Consider the following 18810-nt stretch of genomic DNA (forward strand, 5'->3'; position numbering starts at 1 on the left):
TTCTTGTATGTCCCAGTAGATTGCAAATCTAGTGATAGATTAAATGTTCGTTAATTGACCGTTAATTAATTCTTTATCTAATTCTCTCACTTGGTCATATGAGTGTAGGAGTACGTCCGGAACCAATTTTCTCCCATAAATCCAAGCATTCATTTCGATTAGAGTTTTTAACTTTGCTATTTCATAGTCTTCACCATACTTGAGAGTCCGAAGATCATGTTTATTTTTCTTAAAATCCAAGTAATAACCAATTACATGATACAGAATTATTTTTACAAGATTTTCTTCTGTTTCTTTTATTCTAATTTTGCTAATATAACTGTTAACTTGTAGGTAATTAAATTTAATCGTATTTGTTGATACGTTATAACTCATAGGTACAGGTAGTTTATTATTAATTTCATAGTCAATATTTAGATGGTGCATATTTAATGTATCTTCAATGATTTTCTCAATATTCCAGATTTTTAGCATGTTACAAACACTTCCCTTTATGAACTACTTCACCGTATTTTGAATTTTCTCTACACTTAACAATTTTACACATAATGATTAAATCTTTAAAGCTATTATTCAAATTTTAATAGGGAGAGAATAAAACTATTCACTCCTAGGGTCACATTGGAAATATTGGTTAAATCATGATAAAGTAATATTTTTGATAGTCATTGGATGAAACAAATGAAATGAGGGATGAACTTGAACATATTATGGGATTTTGATGGAACACTTTTTGATACATATCCAGCATTAGTTGAAGGCTTTATAGAATTAAGTCAACAAAACCTTGACCCTGTTGAAGTGTTGAAATGGCTAAAGATTGATTCCTTAACAGCCTTTAAACATTACGGGATTGACGAGGACAAAAGAGCAGATTATAAACGAATTGATAAACAGTACTCGAAAGAATACAGTAAGCCGTTTGAGCATCTTGAGGAAGTTTTATCATCCGTTGAAAACAATATCATTGTGACCCATCGAGATATGGAGTCTACGATTTATCTTCTTGAGAAGTATCAGTTAACACACTACTTTAAAGAAATCGTATCTGTTGAAGAACAAGGATTTGACAGAAAACCTCACCCATCTTCTTATGAATTTGTCTTGAAAAAGTATCAAATTGATTTGGTCGTCGGTGATAGGGAACTGGATTTACTTCCGGCAAGAAAATTAGGGATTAAAACCGTGGCCTTTCAAAATCAAAACATCGAAGCTGATTTTCACCTAGAAAGCTACGAAGATTTTATTCCTTCTGTACTTAATAAAAAAAGCTTGTAGAGAAAGCCCTTATCGGCTTTTCTACAAGCTTTTCTATGTTTATCGGGATTTATTTTACTATAAACACTGGGCATGGTGCTTTTTGGGCGACATAATGGCTGACGCTTCCTAGGAACAGTTCTTTCAATCCGCTTAACCCTCTGCTTCCCATTACTACAAGGTCGGCATCATTTTGCTTTACATACTCAACAATCATGACTCCAGGATTGCCTTCCACTACCACTGATCTTGCTTTATTAGCCAGCTGCTGCAATTCTTCCTCAATTTCTTTTCGAATGGCATTTACTTCCTCACGTTGCGAGTCCTGAATTGCCTCAAATGTATAACCATAGGAGTAAACGATTGGTCTAGCAGGCTGTATGACCATTAATACTAATAATTCAATGTGTTTATCTTGTTTCGCCAGATTTATTGCCATTTTCAAAGCCTTTTTACTCAATTCCGAATGATCATATGCAACTACGATTCTTGAATAATCCGTTAACATGATACTCATCCTCTCAAGAATAAAAACTTTAGTTCCTACTATTATTATACGTCTGTCATTTTTAGTTGTGGTCGTAAGAAAGTGACAACTTTGTTCCAATTTATAGAAATCCCTCTGTGAGATCGTTTCATACCGCTCTACACAAAAGGGATTATCATAATACTATTATAAGTTGTAGGTAATTTAACTATATAACGATGCTACTTGTTTCTTTAAAAAGAGTGTGAGAATGATTGCGCCTATCAATGCACCCGCAATCGAGCTAAAAATAAATAAAGGAATAAATCCAAATAATGCTGCTTTTTGACCTAGTAACAGGGTCGCAATCGGATAGCATAGAATTGCGCCTATTATCCCGGTTCCCACCACTTCACCAGTAAACGCCATATAGATTTTCTTGGTTTTCATAAAAAACAGTCCAGCCAATAAAGCTCCAATCATACTCCCTGGAAAAGCAAAAATTGAACCAGTTCCCATGATATTTCGTAAAATTGAAACGCATAATGCCTGTGCAACTGCATAAAACGGACCTAACACTACGGCAGATAATACATTTAAGAAATGCTGTATCGGAAAAACCTTTGTGACTCCAATCGGAATAAACAATAGATTACTTGTGAGTGTACCAATCGCAATTAGCATTGCTGTTAATGTGAGTTTATGCGTTTTTCTCATAAGAAAATCCCCCCATTTTTATCTATCAAAAACACTTTTTCTTAACGCCTTAGCTGCTTTTATAACCGAAGATGCATGGCTGATTGCGGTAATTACCGAAACACCGTCAGCTCCTGCTTGGATAACGGTCCCAGCGTTATCCGCAGTAATTCCGCCAATTCCAACAATCGGAATACTCAATTCTCGCTCACGCAATTCTTCAATAAGCTTTGTTCCATTAGAGGGTTTAGCGTCTTTTTTTGTCTTTGTTGGAAAAACTGGCCCAATCCCAAAGTAATCTGCTCCCCCTGCTGCCGCAACCGTCGCTTCTTCGTAACTATGTACAGAAACACCAATAATTTTGTCGCCAATCTTCTTTCTTACATCCTCGACAGGTTCATCCTCTTGCCCAATATGAACACCGTCTGCGTTAAGGGCAATCGCTAAATCGATGTCATCATTGACGATGAACGGAATCTGATGCTCTATGCAGATTTGTTGAAGTTCTCTAGCCAGTTCAACCTTTTTATCCCCCGTTAACGCTCCCGTCCCCTTCTCACGGAATTGAAAAAGAGTAATTCCGCCTTCAATGGCTTCCCTCAAAACTTGGGCTGGATTCTCCCTGCAGTTCGTACTGCCCATGATAAAATAGACCTTCAATGAATCTCTCAAACTCTCTGTATTGCGGATCGTCATACTGATCTCCTACCTTTTAACTACATTTCTTTTCCGATATGCCCAGTGATTGGTTGGACCATGTCCCTGACCAATCTGGAGTTGATCTTCAATCGCTGCTTGGATAAAATTCTTAGCTATCGCTACCGCTTCATAAACAGGTAATCCTTTGGCAAGTTCTGCAGCAACAGCTGCTGAAAACGTACAGCCGGTCCCATGCGTGTTCTTTGTCTGAACTCTTTTACTCGAAAATGAGGTAAATGCGTTCCCATCATACAATAAATCCACCGATTCTTTTTGATCTTCATCATGCCCGCCTTTTACGACTACATTTTTAACGCCTAAATCATAAAGTCGTTTGGCGGCTTCCCTTTTATCAGTATCGTTTCGGATTGATAAACCTGTTAAGACCTCTGCCTCAGGAATATTTGGTGTAATGACCATCGCTAGAGGTAACAAATATTGTTTCAATGCCGAAATGGCTTCGAGTTGGAGCAAGGATGCGCCGCCTTTTGCGATCATAACGGGATCGACCACTACATTTTTCCAGTTGTAGTATTTTATTTTTTCAGAAACGGCTCTAATAATTTCTGCATTAAACAGCATTCCTGTTTTAAGGGCGTCGGTGCCAATATCATCGCCAATCGATTCAATTTGTTTGTTGACTGCCTCAGCTGTCATTGGAAATACGGCTTGAACGCCTAATGTATTCTGAGCGGTTACAGCGGTCAGTGCTGACATTCCGAAAACATCTAGCTCCTGAAACGTCTTTAAATCCGCCTGTATCCCTGCACCACCGCCGCTGTCTGAACCTGCAATCGTTAATACCTTTTTCATGGTGCTCACTCCTTAAACTTGTTGGAATAACGCTAATTGATGGATATCTTCTGATGAAACTAGAGCAAGTTGATTTATGAATTCGATTTGGAAACTTCCTGGCCCCGTATTACCCACTTTTTCAAATGATTTTTCCGCTGCAATACCATAATAGGCTAATGCAGATAACCCAGCGAGTAACAGGTTCTTTTCCACACCTGTAAATGCTCCGATTACAGAGGTTAACAGGCAGCCGGTTCCCGTCACTTTTGTTAACAGTGGATGTCCATTAGAAACTAAATAAGTCGTCTCTCCATCTGTCAGCACATCCTCTTTCCCGGTAATCACCACGATTGTCTGGAGTTTTCGAGCCGCGGTTATAGCCAATTCCATAGAATTTCCTTGTTGTTCCCCAGCATCAACGCCCTTGATTTCCCGCTTCTCTCCGAGCACATTGGCAACTTCAGCTGCATTTCCGCGAAGAATGGCGATTTTCACTTCTTCCATTACCTTTTGCGCCATTTCCGTCCGGAAAGGGGTCGCACCTGCTCCAACAGGGTCGAATATCACCGGTATTCCAAGCTCATTAGCTGTTTTTCCAGCCAAAATCATCGAGTCGACCACTTCCCTGTTTAAGGTCCCGATGTTTAGAACGAGAGCACGAGAAATTCGTACCATGTCCGCTACTTCTTCTTTTGCATAGGCCATTACAGGCGATGCCCCAAGTGACAGTAGTCCATTTGCCGTAAAATTGGTGACCACCACATTGGTAATATTATGTACGAGCGGATTCTCCTCTCTTACTCTTTGTAAAATTGAACCTAAATCGCTGCTATTCATAGCATTTCCTCCTTATTTTTAGAGTTCCTATTACTCTTTTATACACTTACTGGCCATTCTTCGAGTTTATACGCCATATCCCAAAACTTATATTCAAGCTGACAACTGATTAAGAAATGTTCCTTCATCTTTTCTTTTTCTTTCTGTGTAGCTCCCTCTGCCCACTCATCTAGACGGGCACAGAATTTAGTTGTAATCGAATCGGTTATATTCCCATAGAAACTGATCCATTCATAAAAAGGATGAGAAGAATCTGGATTCACCTCAGTTAATAATTTCTTCCCGATTTCCCAATACGTCCACGGACATGGCAATAACACGGCTAAGATTTCCCCCAATGTTCCTTCGTGCGCAACAGTAAGCATATGACGAATATATTGATGTGCTGATGGCGATAGTGGGAATCCATGTAAATCCTCGTAAGGAACACCTGCTACTTGACAAAAGTTATTATGTGGATGGATCTCACTGTTTAGGATAAAAGAAATTTGCTTAGTAAACATCTCCATATCTTCACGACTTTCACACTTGGAGACTGCGATTCCATAGATTCGTATAAAAGAATTCAAATATTCAAAGTCCTGCTTCACATAATGAATCAATTGCTCGCTTTGTAATTCCCCATTGGCAATTCCCTGAACAAAAGGATGTTCAAAAATCGCACGAAAGATTGGATTTGCTTCTTTTCTTAATTCAGCTGAAAAACTCATACACTTTTCCCCCTTATTGGTTTAACAGGGAAGACACTAGAGGCCGCTGAAATTCAAAACACGAAAAAACCGCCCCATAAATGGAGCGGCTGAATAAATGATTTATCCAAACACAGACTCCACTTTCCTACGCTAGTATGAACTAGATCAGGTTCAAAGGGTCCAAGATAACTCTTGTCTCAGCCATTAAAGCGGCTCCCCTAGTGGTCTTCCTATTAATTTAATTTTCACTTTACACTCACTTTTTAGTAAAGTCAATCAATTTACCTCTTACGTTTTAAAAAACCAAAGTCTTCTATATTTTATAAAAGGTTAACAAATACTATGTACATCTTGTTTTCTAATGGAGTGATTTGAGTGTCAGGTAAAAAAGGAAGTTCGATACATTTTTTCTTATTATTTGTTGTTATACTTGTTCTTATTTGGTCCCTAATTAAACCTGAGGAAGGTTATTTAGTTTTGATGATGGAGGTTTTACCTTCAGTATTAGTTTTAGTATTCTTGATTTCAAGATACAATCAGCTTCGCCTTACCACAGTTTCCTATGTCATCATTACCCTTCTTGTCATTTTAACGTTTATTGGAGGGCATTATTCTTACTCCAAAGTTCCTCTCTTTACATGGGTCAAAGATTATTTTGATTTACAAAGAAACCACTATGATCGGTTTGGCCATTTTCTTAAGGGGCTTATGGTCATAGTTATTATAGAGATATTAGTAAGGAAAACAGCCTTATCGAAAAGTAAAACGACAAATTTTATTGCTCTATGTATCACACTAGCAATCGGGGCTTTCTATGAGATTATTGAGTGGGTAAGCACAAAAATAGGGAAAGAAGGGAAAGCGACAAAGGATTTTTTAGGCATGCAAGGAGACATATGGGACGCCCAGTGGGATATGACACTTTTATTAGTAGGTTCCATTCTTTCGCTTATTTTCACAAAGATTCTTTATAAAGGAATGGGAAAGATCTAGATAACGAGTTGATTTCACATCTAACGTAGTATCTCATCTAATTCAATAGGCACTAATGTTAAAGATTTAAAACATTTCTATTAAAAAATCCCTTATGTGCGACAGTAACCTACCTGTCTACACAAAAGGGATGATAATTATGCTACTTTTTTGATATTTACTTTTTTACCTTCTTTTATCTGTTTTTTATAATCAGCTGTTGCTGTGAAAAGAACGTCTGTTGAAGAGTTAAGTGCTGTTTCAAAGGAGTCTTGTAAAACACCGATGATAAAGCCTACTCCAACTACCTGCATCGCAACATCATTTGAGATTCCGAATAAGCTGCATGCCAACGGAATTAATAAAAGAGATCCGCCTGCAACCCCTGAAGCGCCACATGCACATACAGCAGATAATACGCTAAGGATGATGGCAGTCGGGATGTCCACTTCTATGCCCAATGTATGAACAGCAGCAAGTGTTAAAACAGAAATCGTAACGGCGGCACCACCCATATTAACCGTAGCCCCTAATGGAATGGAAACGGAATAAGTATCTTTATCTAAATCTAGTTTTTCACACAATTTCATATTTACCGGAATGTTCGCTGCAGAGCTGCGTGTGAAAAATGCAGTAATTCCACTTTCCTTTACACACTTGAATACAAGCGGGTATGGGTTCTGACGTACATTCACGAATACGATGAGTGGATTGACAATGAAGGCTACAAAGAGCATACACCCAATCAAAACGGCAAGTAATTTTCCATAGCTTAATAGTGACTCAAGGCCATTCGTTGTAATGGACTCAATCACTAGACCCATAATTCCTAATGGTGCTAGCTTGATTACCCATGTAACCATTTTCGATACAGCATCTGAAAAATTAGTAATCATTGTTTTTGTTGTATCAGGAGCACTTCTTAAAGCCAAACCAAGAACGATTGCCCAAGCTAAAATTCCGATATAATTTGCATTTGCAATAGCTTTGACTGGGTTATCAACAACATTCAGCAGTAATGTTTTGAGAACTTCTACCACACCGCCCGGAGCCACCAAATCCTCGGCACCATTCGTAAGTGTGATAGTAACAGGGAAAATAAAGCTTACAATAACGGCTATTAATCCAGCAAAAAACGTTCCTAAAAGATAGAGAGAAATGATTGATTTCATATTCGTTTGGTTCCCACTCTTATGCTGCGCAATAGCAGACATAACCAGGAAGAGTACCAATACAGGTGCAATCGCTTTTAGCGCACCTACAAATAATGATCCTAAAATGACGACTGGTTTTGCCACTTCAGGAATCGCGACAGCCAGGATAATACCAATCAATAAACCAATAGATATTTGTTTCACCAGGCTGATTTGGTTCCACTTTTTCAATAAATTTTTCATAGATGTACCCCTCCCACTTTTTCCGGTGCAAAGAAACATTAAGCTGTGATTCTATGTAACTCTTAATGAATTCCCCTGTCCCATAGATTCTAATAAAAATAATTATAGTGAATATTTAGATATATTACAATAGCTTATCGTTTAGATTAGTATAACAACTTCATAGTCGTTAATCAATAAGAGATGAACAATTTTTAATTATCTTTTATAATCGTTCGGATTTTAATGTAATTATTGCTAGAAACCTGTAAAATTGTTCGCTTTTAAACCTTTATTATGATAAATCACTATTCGTAATCCTCTATTCCGTTGCAAATGAATGGTTATAGGTAGAAAGACTAAAGGAAAATAGTAGGATTTACTTTCCGCTTACATCTCTTAAAATACTTAATGGGAGGTTAGAACAATGTTCAAAAAAACAATCATCCTTGGAATACTCTTATCTATATTATTTGTGTTAGTTATCATAAAATCACAAACAAGTACTCCTGTTATCAATCTAGGCGATGAAGATTCTGAATATAAAATGGTAGAATACAAAATTAGCCAAATGATAGAGGGTCAATTTTACGGGCAAAGCGATGATGGAACGAAGATTGTCTTTTCTGCTGAAAGCATCGATTCAAGTGAGAAAATAGAAATCGGTGATGTGGTCATATGCTATTTTGAGAAAGATAATGTTGGAAAAGGGTTAGTAAAAGTTGCAAAAAAATAATATAACAGGAACTAAAGTCATCTCGTACTCTTAGACATTTTTATAGGTAACAAATAAGAGCCATTCTCCATTGAGGATGGCTTTGCCTTTTTTTGAACCCTTTTAAATAAAGGCTTCATAGTGAGTAATTTTTCTAAAGTAATAGTTCTTTTAACGTATTAAAGTTATTTAGGTATAATTTACCATTTTTAAATACTTCGTTATAATATACCGCTTAGATGTGAATCATGGTAGAAATATAAACTATTTGGAAGTGTTAACTATGCAGCATAATTTGACCGGGACCTATAATGATTACTGGTTCGTTTTTTCCATTCTAATTGGAATTCTTTATTCATACATAGCGTTAGATCTCCGCTGGAAAATGATTGTTTTTAAAAATTTCAAATACAATCTTTGGTTATTAGGCTGTGCGATTGCAATGGGCATTGGGATTTGGACCATGCACTTTGTTGGTATGCTTGCGATGGATATGCCAAGTCATAGTGAATATGATGCCAGGATGGTATTGCTTTCACTTTTCATTTCCATAGCTGGTACGGGGCTCGCCTTCTTTATGATGAAAATGAATCATGTTAGACTCCTTTTATCTAGTCTGCTAATGGGTGGAGGAATCGTCGGTATGCACTATTTAGGTATGGAGGCAATGCATCAGAACTTCTCCATCACCTATAACCCAGCAATCGTTCTTTTGTCGTTAGGGATTGCTTTCACTGCGGCGTTTGGTTCTTTATGGGTACTTTTCTTTTTTAATCATCACCGATCGATGAATTTTCATTACCGGGTATTGAGCAGTATGCTAATGGGCATCGGAATTGCTGGAATGCATTACATTGGGATGTGGGGAACGAATCTTCACTTTGAACCAACGCTCAAACCCTCAGCTGCCTATTACTCCGTTAGTTCCAGTAACTTGAGTTCTTTTATCAGTGTTCCTGCAATGATCGTCGTGTTGATTATGTTATTATCCAGTGCCTTCCTAGATAAAAAGCTAATTGCACAAATGAAGGATCTAAATGATCATGAGAAAAAGTTAAGAGAATCGGAGAAATTATCACTGGTGGGAGAACTTGCGGCTGGAGTAGCCCATGAAATTAGAAATCCTTTAACAACATTAAAAGGGTTTACGCAAATGATCAATGAAAATATTGATCCCGAAGCAAATAAACGATATTCTAAGATTATGATTGATGAAATAAACAGGATCAATTTTATCGTAAGTGAATTCATGGTCCTGTCAAAACCACATATCGTTCAATATTCGGTAACGGATATTTCGCAAAGTATAAAAAATGTGATTACCCTCTTAAATACACAGGCAATCATGAATAATATTGAAATCATTCCGGAATTTATCGGAGAGAGATTTTTAATTAAATGCGAGGAAAATCAACTTAAGCAAGTTATTGCCAATCTAATCAAGAATTCAATAGAAGCCATGCCGCAAGGAGGAAAAATTCAGATTAAGATGGAACAGCAAGATACGAATCTTGTCATTTCGGTAATCGATAACGGTGTGGGGATAATAAGGGAAAATCTAAAACGATTAGGTACCCCCTTCTATACTACCAAAACAGAGGGAACCGGTTTGGGGCTAATGGTGAGCAAGAAAATTATTCAAAATCACAATGGAAAATTTGAAATAAAAAGTGTGCCAAACATCGCTACAACTGTAACAATCACCTTGCCCACAGAACTTAGCCATATAGATTATGTAAAAATGAATATCAAAGATGATTCCACTTTATCCGAATCTTCATAAGTAGTTCTGCTATACCAGTACTATCAGGTAAAGCCTCTATCATTGATTTCGAAAAATAATCATCCCAATAATCATAGGCACAATCATTAAAAGTCCGACCGTTAGAGTAGGAATGGGTAATCGACTGGAAAAGATAGCACCAAATTCACCAAGAAAACCACCTATCAAAAAAGGAATGGCCGATTTAGTTTTATCTGCATTCGGCTTTGCAAAATACCATGCATCCCAAACCGTATAGGCATAAAATCCAGGATAAAATAACACATACTGAAAATTGGCTGCCTCTAATGCTTTTTGGTGAAAACCATTAAAATCTAGATGTATCGCAGTGTTGATTTTCCCAAATACATTATCATAATGTTCGACGATGAGAAGAAAAACACTTTTCAGAAATTGTCGATTATAGAGTTGACCAAATCCAGGCATGAGCATGGAAAATAAAGCAGCAAGATTCCTCATGAAACTCTCCTTCGTTTCGTGTTTGTTTATACCGTAAAATGGAAGTGTTTATTATAATTTCCAATTAGATGGAAATCAAACGAAATAATAAAATACAAATTTCGACATTGTTCGGGTGATTTGCAAAGTATTTTTAAAAAAACTAAAATTGGACAAACAGCAACAATAATAGAACCTCAGTTCTTTATCTGAGGTTCTACTTCATGCAATGTGATTATTAATTAAGGATATATATTTACTTCGTGATATGTTCCAATAACAAGTTGGCATATGTTTCGCCACCTGCTCTCGTTAGATGCACACCATCCTGTGCAAAATACTCCGGATGTCCCTCACTTGCTCTATACCAATCTATGAGAACGGTATGTGGCACACTTTTCACGACTTCTTCTAATGTTTGGTTCACGTTCGTTTCCCATGACCGCGGTACACGGCAATTTACTAAGTAAACTTTTTTATTTCCCAGACCGGTGATGATATTTATTAAATCTGATTTGACAAAAGATCCATTGGTTCCAAGCTGAATAATCACATATTCCCCTAATTGCCCACTGCCCTCTAGTATCTTAATCACCTCTGGCACCTCTGACATTTGCCGACCTACACGGTAATCAATCGTCGCTTCGGGGTAATGGTTTTTAATGAATGGTGCGACATCATGGAGAATCGAATCCCCAATAATCGTAATGGTCTTCATCTTAAGGTCTGGTATCGTGATTTCCTCTTCATTTTCTGGCTCTTTGGCTGGTTCATCGTTGAATACTATTTCATTGAATGTTTCGATTGTTAGGGCTTCTTGATTAGTAACCACAACGGTTGTTTTTGTAGCAACTACAACGCCAATACCTACAAATGTTACAAGTAATGTAGCACTGCATGCTAAAAAAAGCCTCTTTTGATGAATGGGCAGATCTTTGAATCCTATTAGAAGTGATTTTAACTTTCCCGCCCGAATCGGTACTTCCACAAATCGATAGGATACCTCTGATAGTAACAATGTAGAAACTATTTGTAAGGTTATTCTCCAGAAGTTTAATCCATCTGTATTAACAATTGGTGTGGTTAAGATAATAATCGGATAATGCCATAAATAAATTCCATAGGATCGTATCCCCATCCATTGGAGCGGTTTTATACTGAGCCATTTTGCCAGCACACTAGCAGGATGAGCTAATGCCGCTACTACAAAAATAGTAATGATTGATAAAAGAAGCATGCCCCCCTGATAATGAAACGGGTCAAATTGCGATGTGATTACAAAGAGTGTAATAATCAGTAACAAACCTGTATTTCCTACTATTTCAAGAACCAAACTAGCATGCCTTGGCAATGTTTTCGATAATTTTTGGCTTGGCCATACGAATGCTAGTGCTGCTCCAAGAAGAAGTGAAAAAGCTCTTGTGTCTGTTCCATAATAGACACGAGAAGGATCTTCTCCAGGTATATAGATGAATGCCATTAACCAAGCAGAAATGATGACTCCGGCAAGTATAGCCAACACTCGTAATCTTTTTCTTTTTATAAAAGCTAAACCTAGAATCATTAGCAGCGGCCATAGTAGATAAAATTGCTCCTCAATGGCCAATGACCATATATGCGTAAAGGGTGAAGCATGACCGAAGCTATCAAAGTAGGAAACTTCATGAAAAATGTACCACCAATTTGTCATATAGAGAAGCGAAGGCAAAAAGTCAGATCGTAATTTTTCAAACGAAGGATGATTCGTGAAGAGCACCCAAAGGGTAACGATAAATATCATGAACAATACAGCAGGAGCCAGTCTGCGAAAACGCCGAATCATAAAGCGAAGGTAATCAATTTTATTATTTCTATTCCATTCATCAATAAGGATGTCTGAAATCAAATAACCTGATAATACAAAGAAAACCGTTACACCTGAAAACCCACCCTGAAACCATGGGATATTGAGATGGTAGAGAATGACACCCATGACTGCTATCGCTCTTAGTCCATCAATTCCTGGCATATATCTGCGTTTGCTATTAACTGGAACTTCCATTTCATCCCCTCCTCTCTTTATTGTGAAAGGATTGAATATCATTAGAGGTTTCCCATTGTGCCCCTATTGTTTTTTTATATGTTTAATTTCGATTAATCATTCCCAAAAAAATGTTTGTACCAATCGTGATAAATCTCGAAAATTATCATTGTCGGTGAGAGTTAATGAAATGTAGAGCAATTCTTCCTATAAAGTAAGAGAAAATTCTTCCAACGGACCTGCTTAATCTAATTTGAAACCTTTATTTTCTTTTTAAGTCTAATAATTAAAACAATAAGGTGGCGAAATCTTAATGAAAAGAAAGGGCCCATTTGATTTAAAACTAAGACAAATTCAAAAAATCTATAAAGAAAATCTAAAGATAAAAGAATCAGATCATTTGTTTTTTCTAATCCTTATTGGTTATTTTATTTTTGGTGTATTATTATTAGCTCTAGCTTCATTCATTTACAATATAGTCCATTAATCGAAAACAAAAAAACTGCCAGGCAACCCTGGCAGCTGGAGCTTATAACTATCATAATATTAACTAAATAACATTAAAAAATCACCAAGTAATTTTCCAACAAATATTAAGCCCTTATCTCTTTTTTTTGAGTATCTGCAACTTATTTATTGTAATTCATAAATTTCTTTTACAGCATTTAACGATGGCATACCGGATTGAGCTCCCAATTTGGTTACCGATAAGGACCCTGCAATGGATGCGAATAAAACTGCTTCTTTTATTTCTTGTTTTTTACTGAGTTCAACTGCAAGAGCCCCATTAAAAGTGTCACCAGCACCAGTCGTATCAACCACATCTACTTTTTGAGCATTTAATTGAATTTTTTCGTTATTTAGGAAAAATTCTACCCCCTCTTCACCTTTTGTTATAATACTTTTTGCCCGAATGATATCAAACTCCTCTTTTGTTGCTTCCTCTAAAAGTTGTTTATACTCATGTTCATTTGGAGTCAGATATGTAACATCCTTTAGAAGATCAGTGGGTAATTTTTGATATGGTGCTGGATTTAAAATAACCGGAATCTTATGCTTCTTAGCAATTTGTGCTGCTTTTTTAACCGATTCCAATGGAATTTCTAATTGCAGCAGCAATATGTCACTTTTTCTAATTTGTTCTTCATGAGAGGTGATCCATTCTGGTGTCACCTCTTTATTTGCTCCAGGTACCACAATAATCCTATTATCATCATCGGAAATAATAATAGAAGCTGTTCCTGTTTCTTTATTAGTTGCTACATCAACGAAATCGACACTCACACTTTCTTGAGTTAATATTTCTTTTAATTTCTTTCCAAATAGATCATTCCCAACTTTTCCAAGCATATACACCTCTGCTCCCAGCCTTGCTGCAGCAACTGCTTGATTCGCTCCCTTCCCACCAGGAAAGGTTGAAAATGCTTGACCTGTAATCGTTTCTCCTTGTAAAGGCATTTTCGCAGTTACGGTCACAAGGTCCATGTTTAAACTCCCTAAAACAGTAATTCTTGGCTTTTTCAATTAAATCCACCTTTCCTTTCTAAAATGATAAGAAAAAGGACCATTACGGTCCCATTCATTTCATCAATAAATTTGGTAAGTAGAGGACAATTTCCGGTACTAATGCGAACGTTACAAGTAGTGCGATTAGCACTAATAAAAACGGCCATATTTCTCTTGTAAATTCAACAACGGAACACTTCGCGATGCTTAACGCAACATACATAATCGTTCCTACAGGCGGTGTAATGGTTCCGATCATAACATTAATCGCTAAAATTACTCCAAAGTGCAAGGGATCAATACCAAATTGGGCTAGTATAGGCATGATGACAGGAGTGGTTATGATGATAATAGCCATTCCATCCAGAAAGCATCCCAAAACTAATAGGATAGCCATCAGTAACAACATAGCGACGATAGTAGAACTGGCAACATTCTGGAACATGGCCAATACTTTTGCGGGGCCTTGTGCATAAGCCAGCACCCAAGCAAACGGTGCAGAAGCTGCAATAATGATTCCGATTGAAGAAGACATCGTTACGGTCTCGAGAATTTTTTTTGGTAATTCCCGAATCTTTAAATCTTTATAAACAAATAATCCAATGATCAATGAATAGATTACAGCGATGACTGCTGATTCAGTTGCGGTAAATAATCCGGAGAATATACCTCCAACGATAATAACTGGCATGAGAAGTGCCCAGAACGCCTCTTTAAATGCTAAGAGAATCTCTTTAAATCGAGCACGTTGTCTTTTTTCGAATCCTCTTTTTTTGGCAATTAAATAGGAAACAATCATTAAGGAAGCACTCATCATTAAACCAGGGATTGCTCCTCCTAAAAACAGCTTACCTATAGATACACCTGCAAGACTGCCATAGATTATCATCGGAATACTTGGAGGGATTATCGGACCTACCGTTGCACTAGCCCCTAAGATGGCAGCCGCAAACCCTTTCCCATATCCTCTTTTAACCATAGTAGGAATTAAGGCAGAGCCAGTTGCAGCTGCATCGGCTACACCTGACCCTGATACCCCACTCATAAACAAGTTAGATACAACAGAAACATGGGCTAAGCTTCCTCTTATATGTCCGACCAATACTTCCGATAAATGGATGAGGCGTTTCGTTATTCCGCCTGCCTCCATGACCGTTCCAGCCAATATAAACAGTGGAATCGCTAGCATCGGAAATGAATCTAGTCCTAAAGCAAGCCTTTGAGGAATGGCTTGTAATGGAATGGTATCTTGTATCAATATCGCAATTAACGATGATCCGATTAAAGAGAATCCAACTGGAACACCTATTAGGAGGAGAACCAATAAAGAAATTATTAGGATAATCAGCACAACATTGTTCTCCTTCCTATAATGGATTGCTAACCCTTTTGATTGTAGTCAGATATAGTTCTTTAACAGTATAAAAAATTAATAGAAAGCTAGATAATGGAACGGACAGATAAACAAGTCCTGTTGGAATCTGTAAACTTGTAGTTGGTACATTCCAGGTTTGTAGTGTTAAATTCCATCCATATATGACCAGGGTGAAAAATAAAGCAAGTAACGCCACATGGATAAGTATATGCACAATAAGACGAAAGGTCTTAGGAAAAAAATTTCCTACTAAATCAATTACAATATGCTTTTTGTGTTTAAAGGCTACGACAGTGCCTAGGAGTACGGACCAAATAAACGTATACCTTGCCAATTCATCGGTCCATACTAAAGCAATTTCAAAAAATCGAGCAAAAACTCCGAGTGCGACGGAAATACACATAATAATAAAGAAGATACAGCTGAAAATTTCCTCAATATTTAATAAAAACTTCATATTTTTCATCATTTCATCACTCCAAATAGTGAATGTCTTTTACTTTTGAGCAGCGATGATTTTTTCGTAATAACCTTTTCCTACTTGATCCTCAAAAGATTTATACGTATCAGCTGTTGCTTTTTTAAACGCTTCGATATCCACTTCTACAACTTCCATTCCATTTTCTTTTAAAATCTCTAATTCTTCTTCGTTAGCGGTTAACTGCAACTCAGACATATATTCTCCAGATTCATTCATGGCGTCGGTGATAATTTTCTTTTGTTTATCATTTAAACTATCAAACCATTGTTTGCTTACAACTGGAAGTTCGTTCTGCGTCATGTGACCAGTAAGGTTAACGTACTTTTGTACTTCATAAAATTTATTGGTATAAATTTGATTAATCGAATTTTCTTGAGCTTCAATCGTTCCTGTTTTCAGAGACATATAAACTTCAGCGATATTCATAGGAGTTACGTTAGCATTCATAATTTTAAAAGGCTCTGTATGTGCCTTAGCATCAGGTGTTCTAACCTTCAAGCCCTTCATATCATCTGGTTTCTTAACAGGATTTTCACCTGTCGTTAAATGACGATCCCCCACCCACCAAACAGCTTCGGGAAACGCTACCAAATTAACGGTTTCTGCCTGTGTGCCAATTTCTTTATAAGCATCTGTTTTAGCAAGCTCTACAAACGTTTTGTACTTCTCACGTTCATTTTTCCCTTCAATGACATAAGGTAAAGTTAGAACGGAAGCTTTAGGAACAAAGTTTGAAAGAACCGCTGCGGAAGGAATCGTAATTTGTATTGTTCCAATTTGTGTACTTTCAATTAAGTCTTTTTCACTTCCAAGCTGTCCACCTGGAATGACTTCTACGATCATTTTCCCATCCGATTTCTCCTCAACCAATTCTTTAAACTTAATGGAGCCTTTATGTATTGCAGATTGGTCATTGGTAACGTGCCCAAGTTTGATGTTCATTACTTCTTCATTACTAGAATTTGAGTTTGATTTTTTTGAAGTATCCTGTGATCCACCACACGCTGCCAAACTAGCTGTCAATAGTAAACTTGAAAAAACAGTAAGCGCCTTCTTCATCTTCATCATTCCATCCCCCTATTTTTTATTAACTTCTATTAACTCTTTGGCATATTCCTTTTCCATGATTGCAAGCTTCTCAACTCTTGTTCTAAATTCTACAGCTGTACTGAACTCCGCCGTTAGAAAAGAATCCACTAATTCTTTCACTAATGCAGGACCAATAATTTGAGCACCTATACACATCACATTCACATCATCATGCTCTACACATTGGTGTGCTGAATAGATATCATGACAAACAGAGGCACGAATCCCAGGAATTTTATTAGCTGCAATAGAAGCTCCCACTCCCGTTCCGCATACAAGAATTCCTTTTTCCACTTCATTTCTTCGAATCTTTTCACAAACAACCTTTGTAATATCTGGGAAATCAATCGGATTTGGATCAAAACTGCCACAGTCCGTGACTTCATGACCTAAATCTTTTAATACCTCAATCACATACCCCTTCAATGGAAAACCTGCATGATCTCCTCCAACTGCAATCTTCATCTGTTAGCCCACCCTTTTCATTAGAAAAAAATATATAGTTAATCGATTAACAAAAAATATAAAAAAATATAGTTAAACGATTAAAAACCAAATTTTTAGCACCCACAAGATTTTCTAACAACCATTTCTGGATCTAAATACTTGATGCCTCTTGTTTCAGTACAATTACCTTGAACGGTATCTACGATTTTCTTTGCTGCATATATCCCTAACTGATACGCTGGTTGTTTAATACCTGATAGTGGTGGATCAACAATATCTGCCCACTCCGGGTCATCGTAACCATAAATGGCAATTTCTTCTGGTATTTTAATACCCTGTTCTTTAATATACTTATAGGCTCCTAGAGACATAGAATTATTAGAAATAAATAGGGCTTCTACGTCTATATTTTCTTCAAATAATTTCTTTGTTAATTCGTAACCGCTTTCAATATTGAAACAACCTTCCAATACAATCTCTTTTCTAAAAGGAATACCATAATCATCAAGTGCTCTTTGATACCCTATAAAGCGGTCACGTCCAGTACTAAAATGCAGCGGACCTGTAATAATACCAATTTTTTTATGACCATGTTTGATAAGATGTTCAGTAGCGCTATACGCTCCCTTAATGTTATTCGTCATAACCATATTGGAAGGAAAATGATCTGGACAGCGGTTTAAAAATACCACAGGTACCTTGGCTTTTATTAAATCTTCATAATGTTCATAATCACCCGTTCCGGAGGACGAGATGATTAATCCATCAATCCTTTTACCCATGAAAACATTTAGATATTCTTTTTCCTTTTCAAAATCAGAATCAGTGCTACAGAGAAGTACGTTATATCCTATTTCAGATAATGTATTTTCAATACCTTTAACAACTTTGGAAATGAAGTCATTGGAAATATCAGAAATTAATATCCCGATTAAACGCGATTGTTGCACCCTTAGGCTCTTAGCAATCTCGTTCGGTTTATAATTAAGCGCTTCCATTGCATTGAAAACTTGTTTTTTTACACTTTCACTTACATGTTTGGTGTTGTTAATAACATTTGATACTGTTGCAGTCGAAACCTGAGCCAAACTTGCTACTTCTTTTAATGTAGGATTCTTCAAATTGTTCACCATCTTCTAGTTAATCGATTAACTAAAGTATATTTC

At 36.9% G+C, this 18810-nt stretch carries 21 protein-coding genes and 1 riboswitch; of the genes, 5 read left to right on the forward strand and 16 right to left on the reverse strand.

What is annotated here, in order from left to right; all coding sequences use genetic code 11:
- Nucleotides 1-39 precede the first annotated feature (39 nt).
- Nucleotides 40-375, reverse strand: a complete 336-nt coding sequence (locus tag M3189_RS08825; RefSeq protein ID WP_353057405.1) for a hypothetical protein — start codon at nucleotides 373-375, stop codon at nucleotides 40-42.
- Nucleotides 376-699: 324 nt separating this feature from the next.
- Here M3189_RS08825 and M3189_RS08830 point away from each other — a divergent pair, with 324 nt between their 5' ends.
- A complete protein-coding gene (locus M3189_RS08830) occupies nucleotides 700-1278 on the forward strand; it encodes an HAD-IA family hydrolase (protein WP_251633483.1) in 579 nt (192 codons plus the stop codon).
- A 49-nt stretch (nucleotides 1279-1327) separates the two neighbouring features.
- On the opposite strand, the gene M3189_RS08835 is transcribed toward M3189_RS08830, so the two are convergent.
- The 6 genes from M3189_RS08835 to tenA form a co-directional block, all read right to left on the reverse strand.
- Nucleotides 1328-1774 carry a universal stress protein gene (locus M3189_RS08835; protein ID WP_251633484.1) on the reverse strand — a complete coding sequence of 149 codons (447 nt, stop codon included), beginning with the start codon at nucleotides 1772-1774 and terminating at the stop codon, nucleotides 1328-1330.
- A gap of 174 nt (nucleotides 1775-1948) precedes the next feature.
- A complete protein-coding gene (gene thiW, locus M3189_RS08840; protein ID WP_251633485.1) occupies nucleotides 1949-2440 on the reverse strand; it encodes an energy coupling factor transporter S component ThiW in 492 nt (163 codons plus the stop codon).
- Between the two features lie 18 nt (nucleotides 2441-2458).
- The gene (gene thiE / locus M3189_RS08845; protein ID WP_251633486.1) at nucleotides 2459-3115 is read right to left on the reverse strand and encodes a thiamine phosphate synthase; all 657 of its coding nucleotides are present in this window, start codon (nucleotides 3113-3115) and stop codon (nucleotides 2459-2461) included.
- A 9-nt stretch (nucleotides 3116-3124) separates the two neighbouring features.
- The gene (gene thiD, locus M3189_RS08850) at nucleotides 3125-3931 is read right to left on the reverse strand and encodes a bifunctional hydroxymethylpyrimidine kinase/phosphomethylpyrimidine kinase (protein WP_251633487.1); all 807 of its coding nucleotides are present in this window, start codon (nucleotides 3929-3931) and stop codon (nucleotides 3125-3127) included.
- 12 nt (nucleotides 3932-3943) lie between these two features.
- Nucleotides 3944-4750 (reverse strand): hydroxyethylthiazole kinase, encoded by an 807-nt coding sequence (gene thiM / locus M3189_RS08855; RefSeq protein WP_251633488.1) that lies wholly within the window; start codon nucleotides 4748-4750, stop codon nucleotides 3944-3946.
- A gap of 38 nt (nucleotides 4751-4788) precedes the next feature.
- The gene (tenA, locus tag M3189_RS08860; RefSeq protein WP_251633489.1) at nucleotides 4789-5460 is read right to left on the reverse strand and encodes a thiaminase II; all 672 of its coding nucleotides are present in this window, start codon (nucleotides 5458-5460) and stop codon (nucleotides 4789-4791) included.
- A 107-nt stretch (nucleotides 5461-5567) separates the two neighbouring features.
- A riboswitch (TPP riboswitch) is annotated at nucleotides 5568-5672 on the reverse strand.
- A gap of 145 nt (nucleotides 5673-5817) precedes the next feature.
- On the opposite strand from tenA, the gene M3189_RS08865 reads away from it, so the two are divergent.
- A complete protein-coding gene (locus M3189_RS08865) occupies nucleotides 5818-6435 on the forward strand; it encodes a DUF2238 domain-containing protein (RefSeq protein ID WP_251633490.1) in 618 nt (205 codons plus the stop codon).
- 137 nt (nucleotides 6436-6572) lie between these two features.
- Here M3189_RS08865 and sstT read toward each other — a convergent pair whose 3' ends face one another.
- Nucleotides 6573-7811, reverse strand: coding sequence for a serine/threonine transporter SstT (gene sstT / locus M3189_RS08870; protein WP_251633491.1), 1239 nt, complete (start codon nucleotides 7809-7811; stop codon nucleotides 6573-6575).
- Nucleotides 7812-8217: 406 nt separating this feature from the next.
- Between sstT and M3189_RS08875 the strand changes: the two genes are divergently transcribed.
- Entirely contained in the window at nucleotides 8218-8526 is a 309-nt protein-coding gene (locus tag M3189_RS08875) for a hypothetical protein (protein WP_251633492.1), read from the forward strand.
- Nucleotides 8527-8788: 262 nt separating this feature from the next.
- Nucleotides 8789-10288, forward strand: coding sequence for an MHYT domain-containing protein (locus M3189_RS08880; protein ID WP_251633493.1), 1500 nt, complete (start codon nucleotides 8789-8791; stop codon nucleotides 10286-10288).
- A 39-nt stretch (nucleotides 10289-10327) separates the two neighbouring features.
- On the opposite strand, the gene M3189_RS08885 is transcribed toward M3189_RS08880, so the two are convergent.
- Both M3189_RS08885 and M3189_RS08890 read right to left on the reverse strand, forming a co-directional pair.
- A complete protein-coding gene (locus M3189_RS08885; RefSeq protein ID WP_251633494.1) occupies nucleotides 10328-10747 on the reverse strand; it encodes a hypothetical protein in 420 nt (139 codons plus the stop codon).
- Nucleotides 10748-10982: 235 nt separating this feature from the next.
- On the reverse strand, nucleotides 10983-12767 hold the full coding sequence (locus M3189_RS08890; protein ID WP_251633495.1) for an acyltransferase family protein: 1785 nt from the start codon (nucleotides 12765-12767) through the stop codon (nucleotides 10983-10985).
- A 292-nt stretch (nucleotides 12768-13059) separates the two neighbouring features.
- On the opposite strand from M3189_RS08890, the gene M3189_RS08895 reads away from it, so the two are divergent.
- Nucleotides 13060-13233: a hypothetical protein gene (locus tag M3189_RS08895; protein ID WP_251633496.1), complete on the forward strand. Its 174-nt coding sequence runs from the start codon at nucleotides 13060-13062 to the stop codon at nucleotides 13231-13233.
- Between the two features lie 146 nt (nucleotides 13234-13379).
- Here M3189_RS08895 and rbsK read toward each other — a convergent pair whose 3' ends face one another.
- The 6 genes from rbsK to M3189_RS08925 all read right to left on the reverse strand — a co-directional run bounded on the left by rbsK (nucleotide 13380) and on the right by M3189_RS08925 (nucleotide 18765).
- Complete coding sequence (gene rbsK / locus M3189_RS08900) at nucleotides 13380-14270, reverse strand: ribokinase (protein ID WP_251633497.1); 891 nt, start codon at nucleotides 14268-14270, stop codon at nucleotides 13380-13382.
- Nucleotides 14271-14325: 55 nt separating this feature from the next.
- Nucleotides 14326-15603: a TRAP transporter large permease gene (locus M3189_RS08905; protein WP_251633498.1), complete on the reverse strand. Its 1278-nt coding sequence runs from the start codon at nucleotides 15601-15603 to the stop codon at nucleotides 14326-14328.
- A gap of 16 nt (nucleotides 15604-15619) precedes the next feature.
- Nucleotides 15620-16096 (reverse strand): TRAP transporter small permease, encoded by a 477-nt coding sequence (locus M3189_RS08910; RefSeq protein ID WP_251633499.1) that lies wholly within the window; start codon nucleotides 16094-16096, stop codon nucleotides 15620-15622.
- A gap of 27 nt (nucleotides 16097-16123) precedes the next feature.
- Nucleotides 16124-17173, reverse strand: coding sequence for a TRAP transporter substrate-binding protein (locus M3189_RS08915; protein ID WP_251633500.1), 1050 nt, complete (start codon nucleotides 17171-17173; stop codon nucleotides 16124-16126).
- 12 nt (nucleotides 17174-17185) lie between these two features.
- Complete coding sequence (rpiB, locus tag M3189_RS08920; RefSeq protein ID WP_251633501.1) at nucleotides 17186-17662, reverse strand: ribose 5-phosphate isomerase B; 477 nt, start codon at nucleotides 17660-17662, stop codon at nucleotides 17186-17188.
- A 95-nt stretch (nucleotides 17663-17757) separates the two neighbouring features.
- Nucleotides 17758-18765 carry a LacI family DNA-binding transcriptional regulator gene (locus M3189_RS08925; protein WP_251633502.1) on the reverse strand — a complete coding sequence of 336 codons (1008 nt, stop codon included), beginning with the start codon at nucleotides 18763-18765 and terminating at the stop codon, nucleotides 17758-17760.
- Nucleotides 18766-18810 lie beyond the last annotated feature (45 nt).

It is taken from the genome of Neobacillus niacini (assembly GCF_023715415.1).
Taxonomy (GTDB): domain Bacteria; phylum Bacillota; class Bacilli; order Bacillales; family Cytobacillaceae; genus Neobacillus; species Neobacillus niacini_C.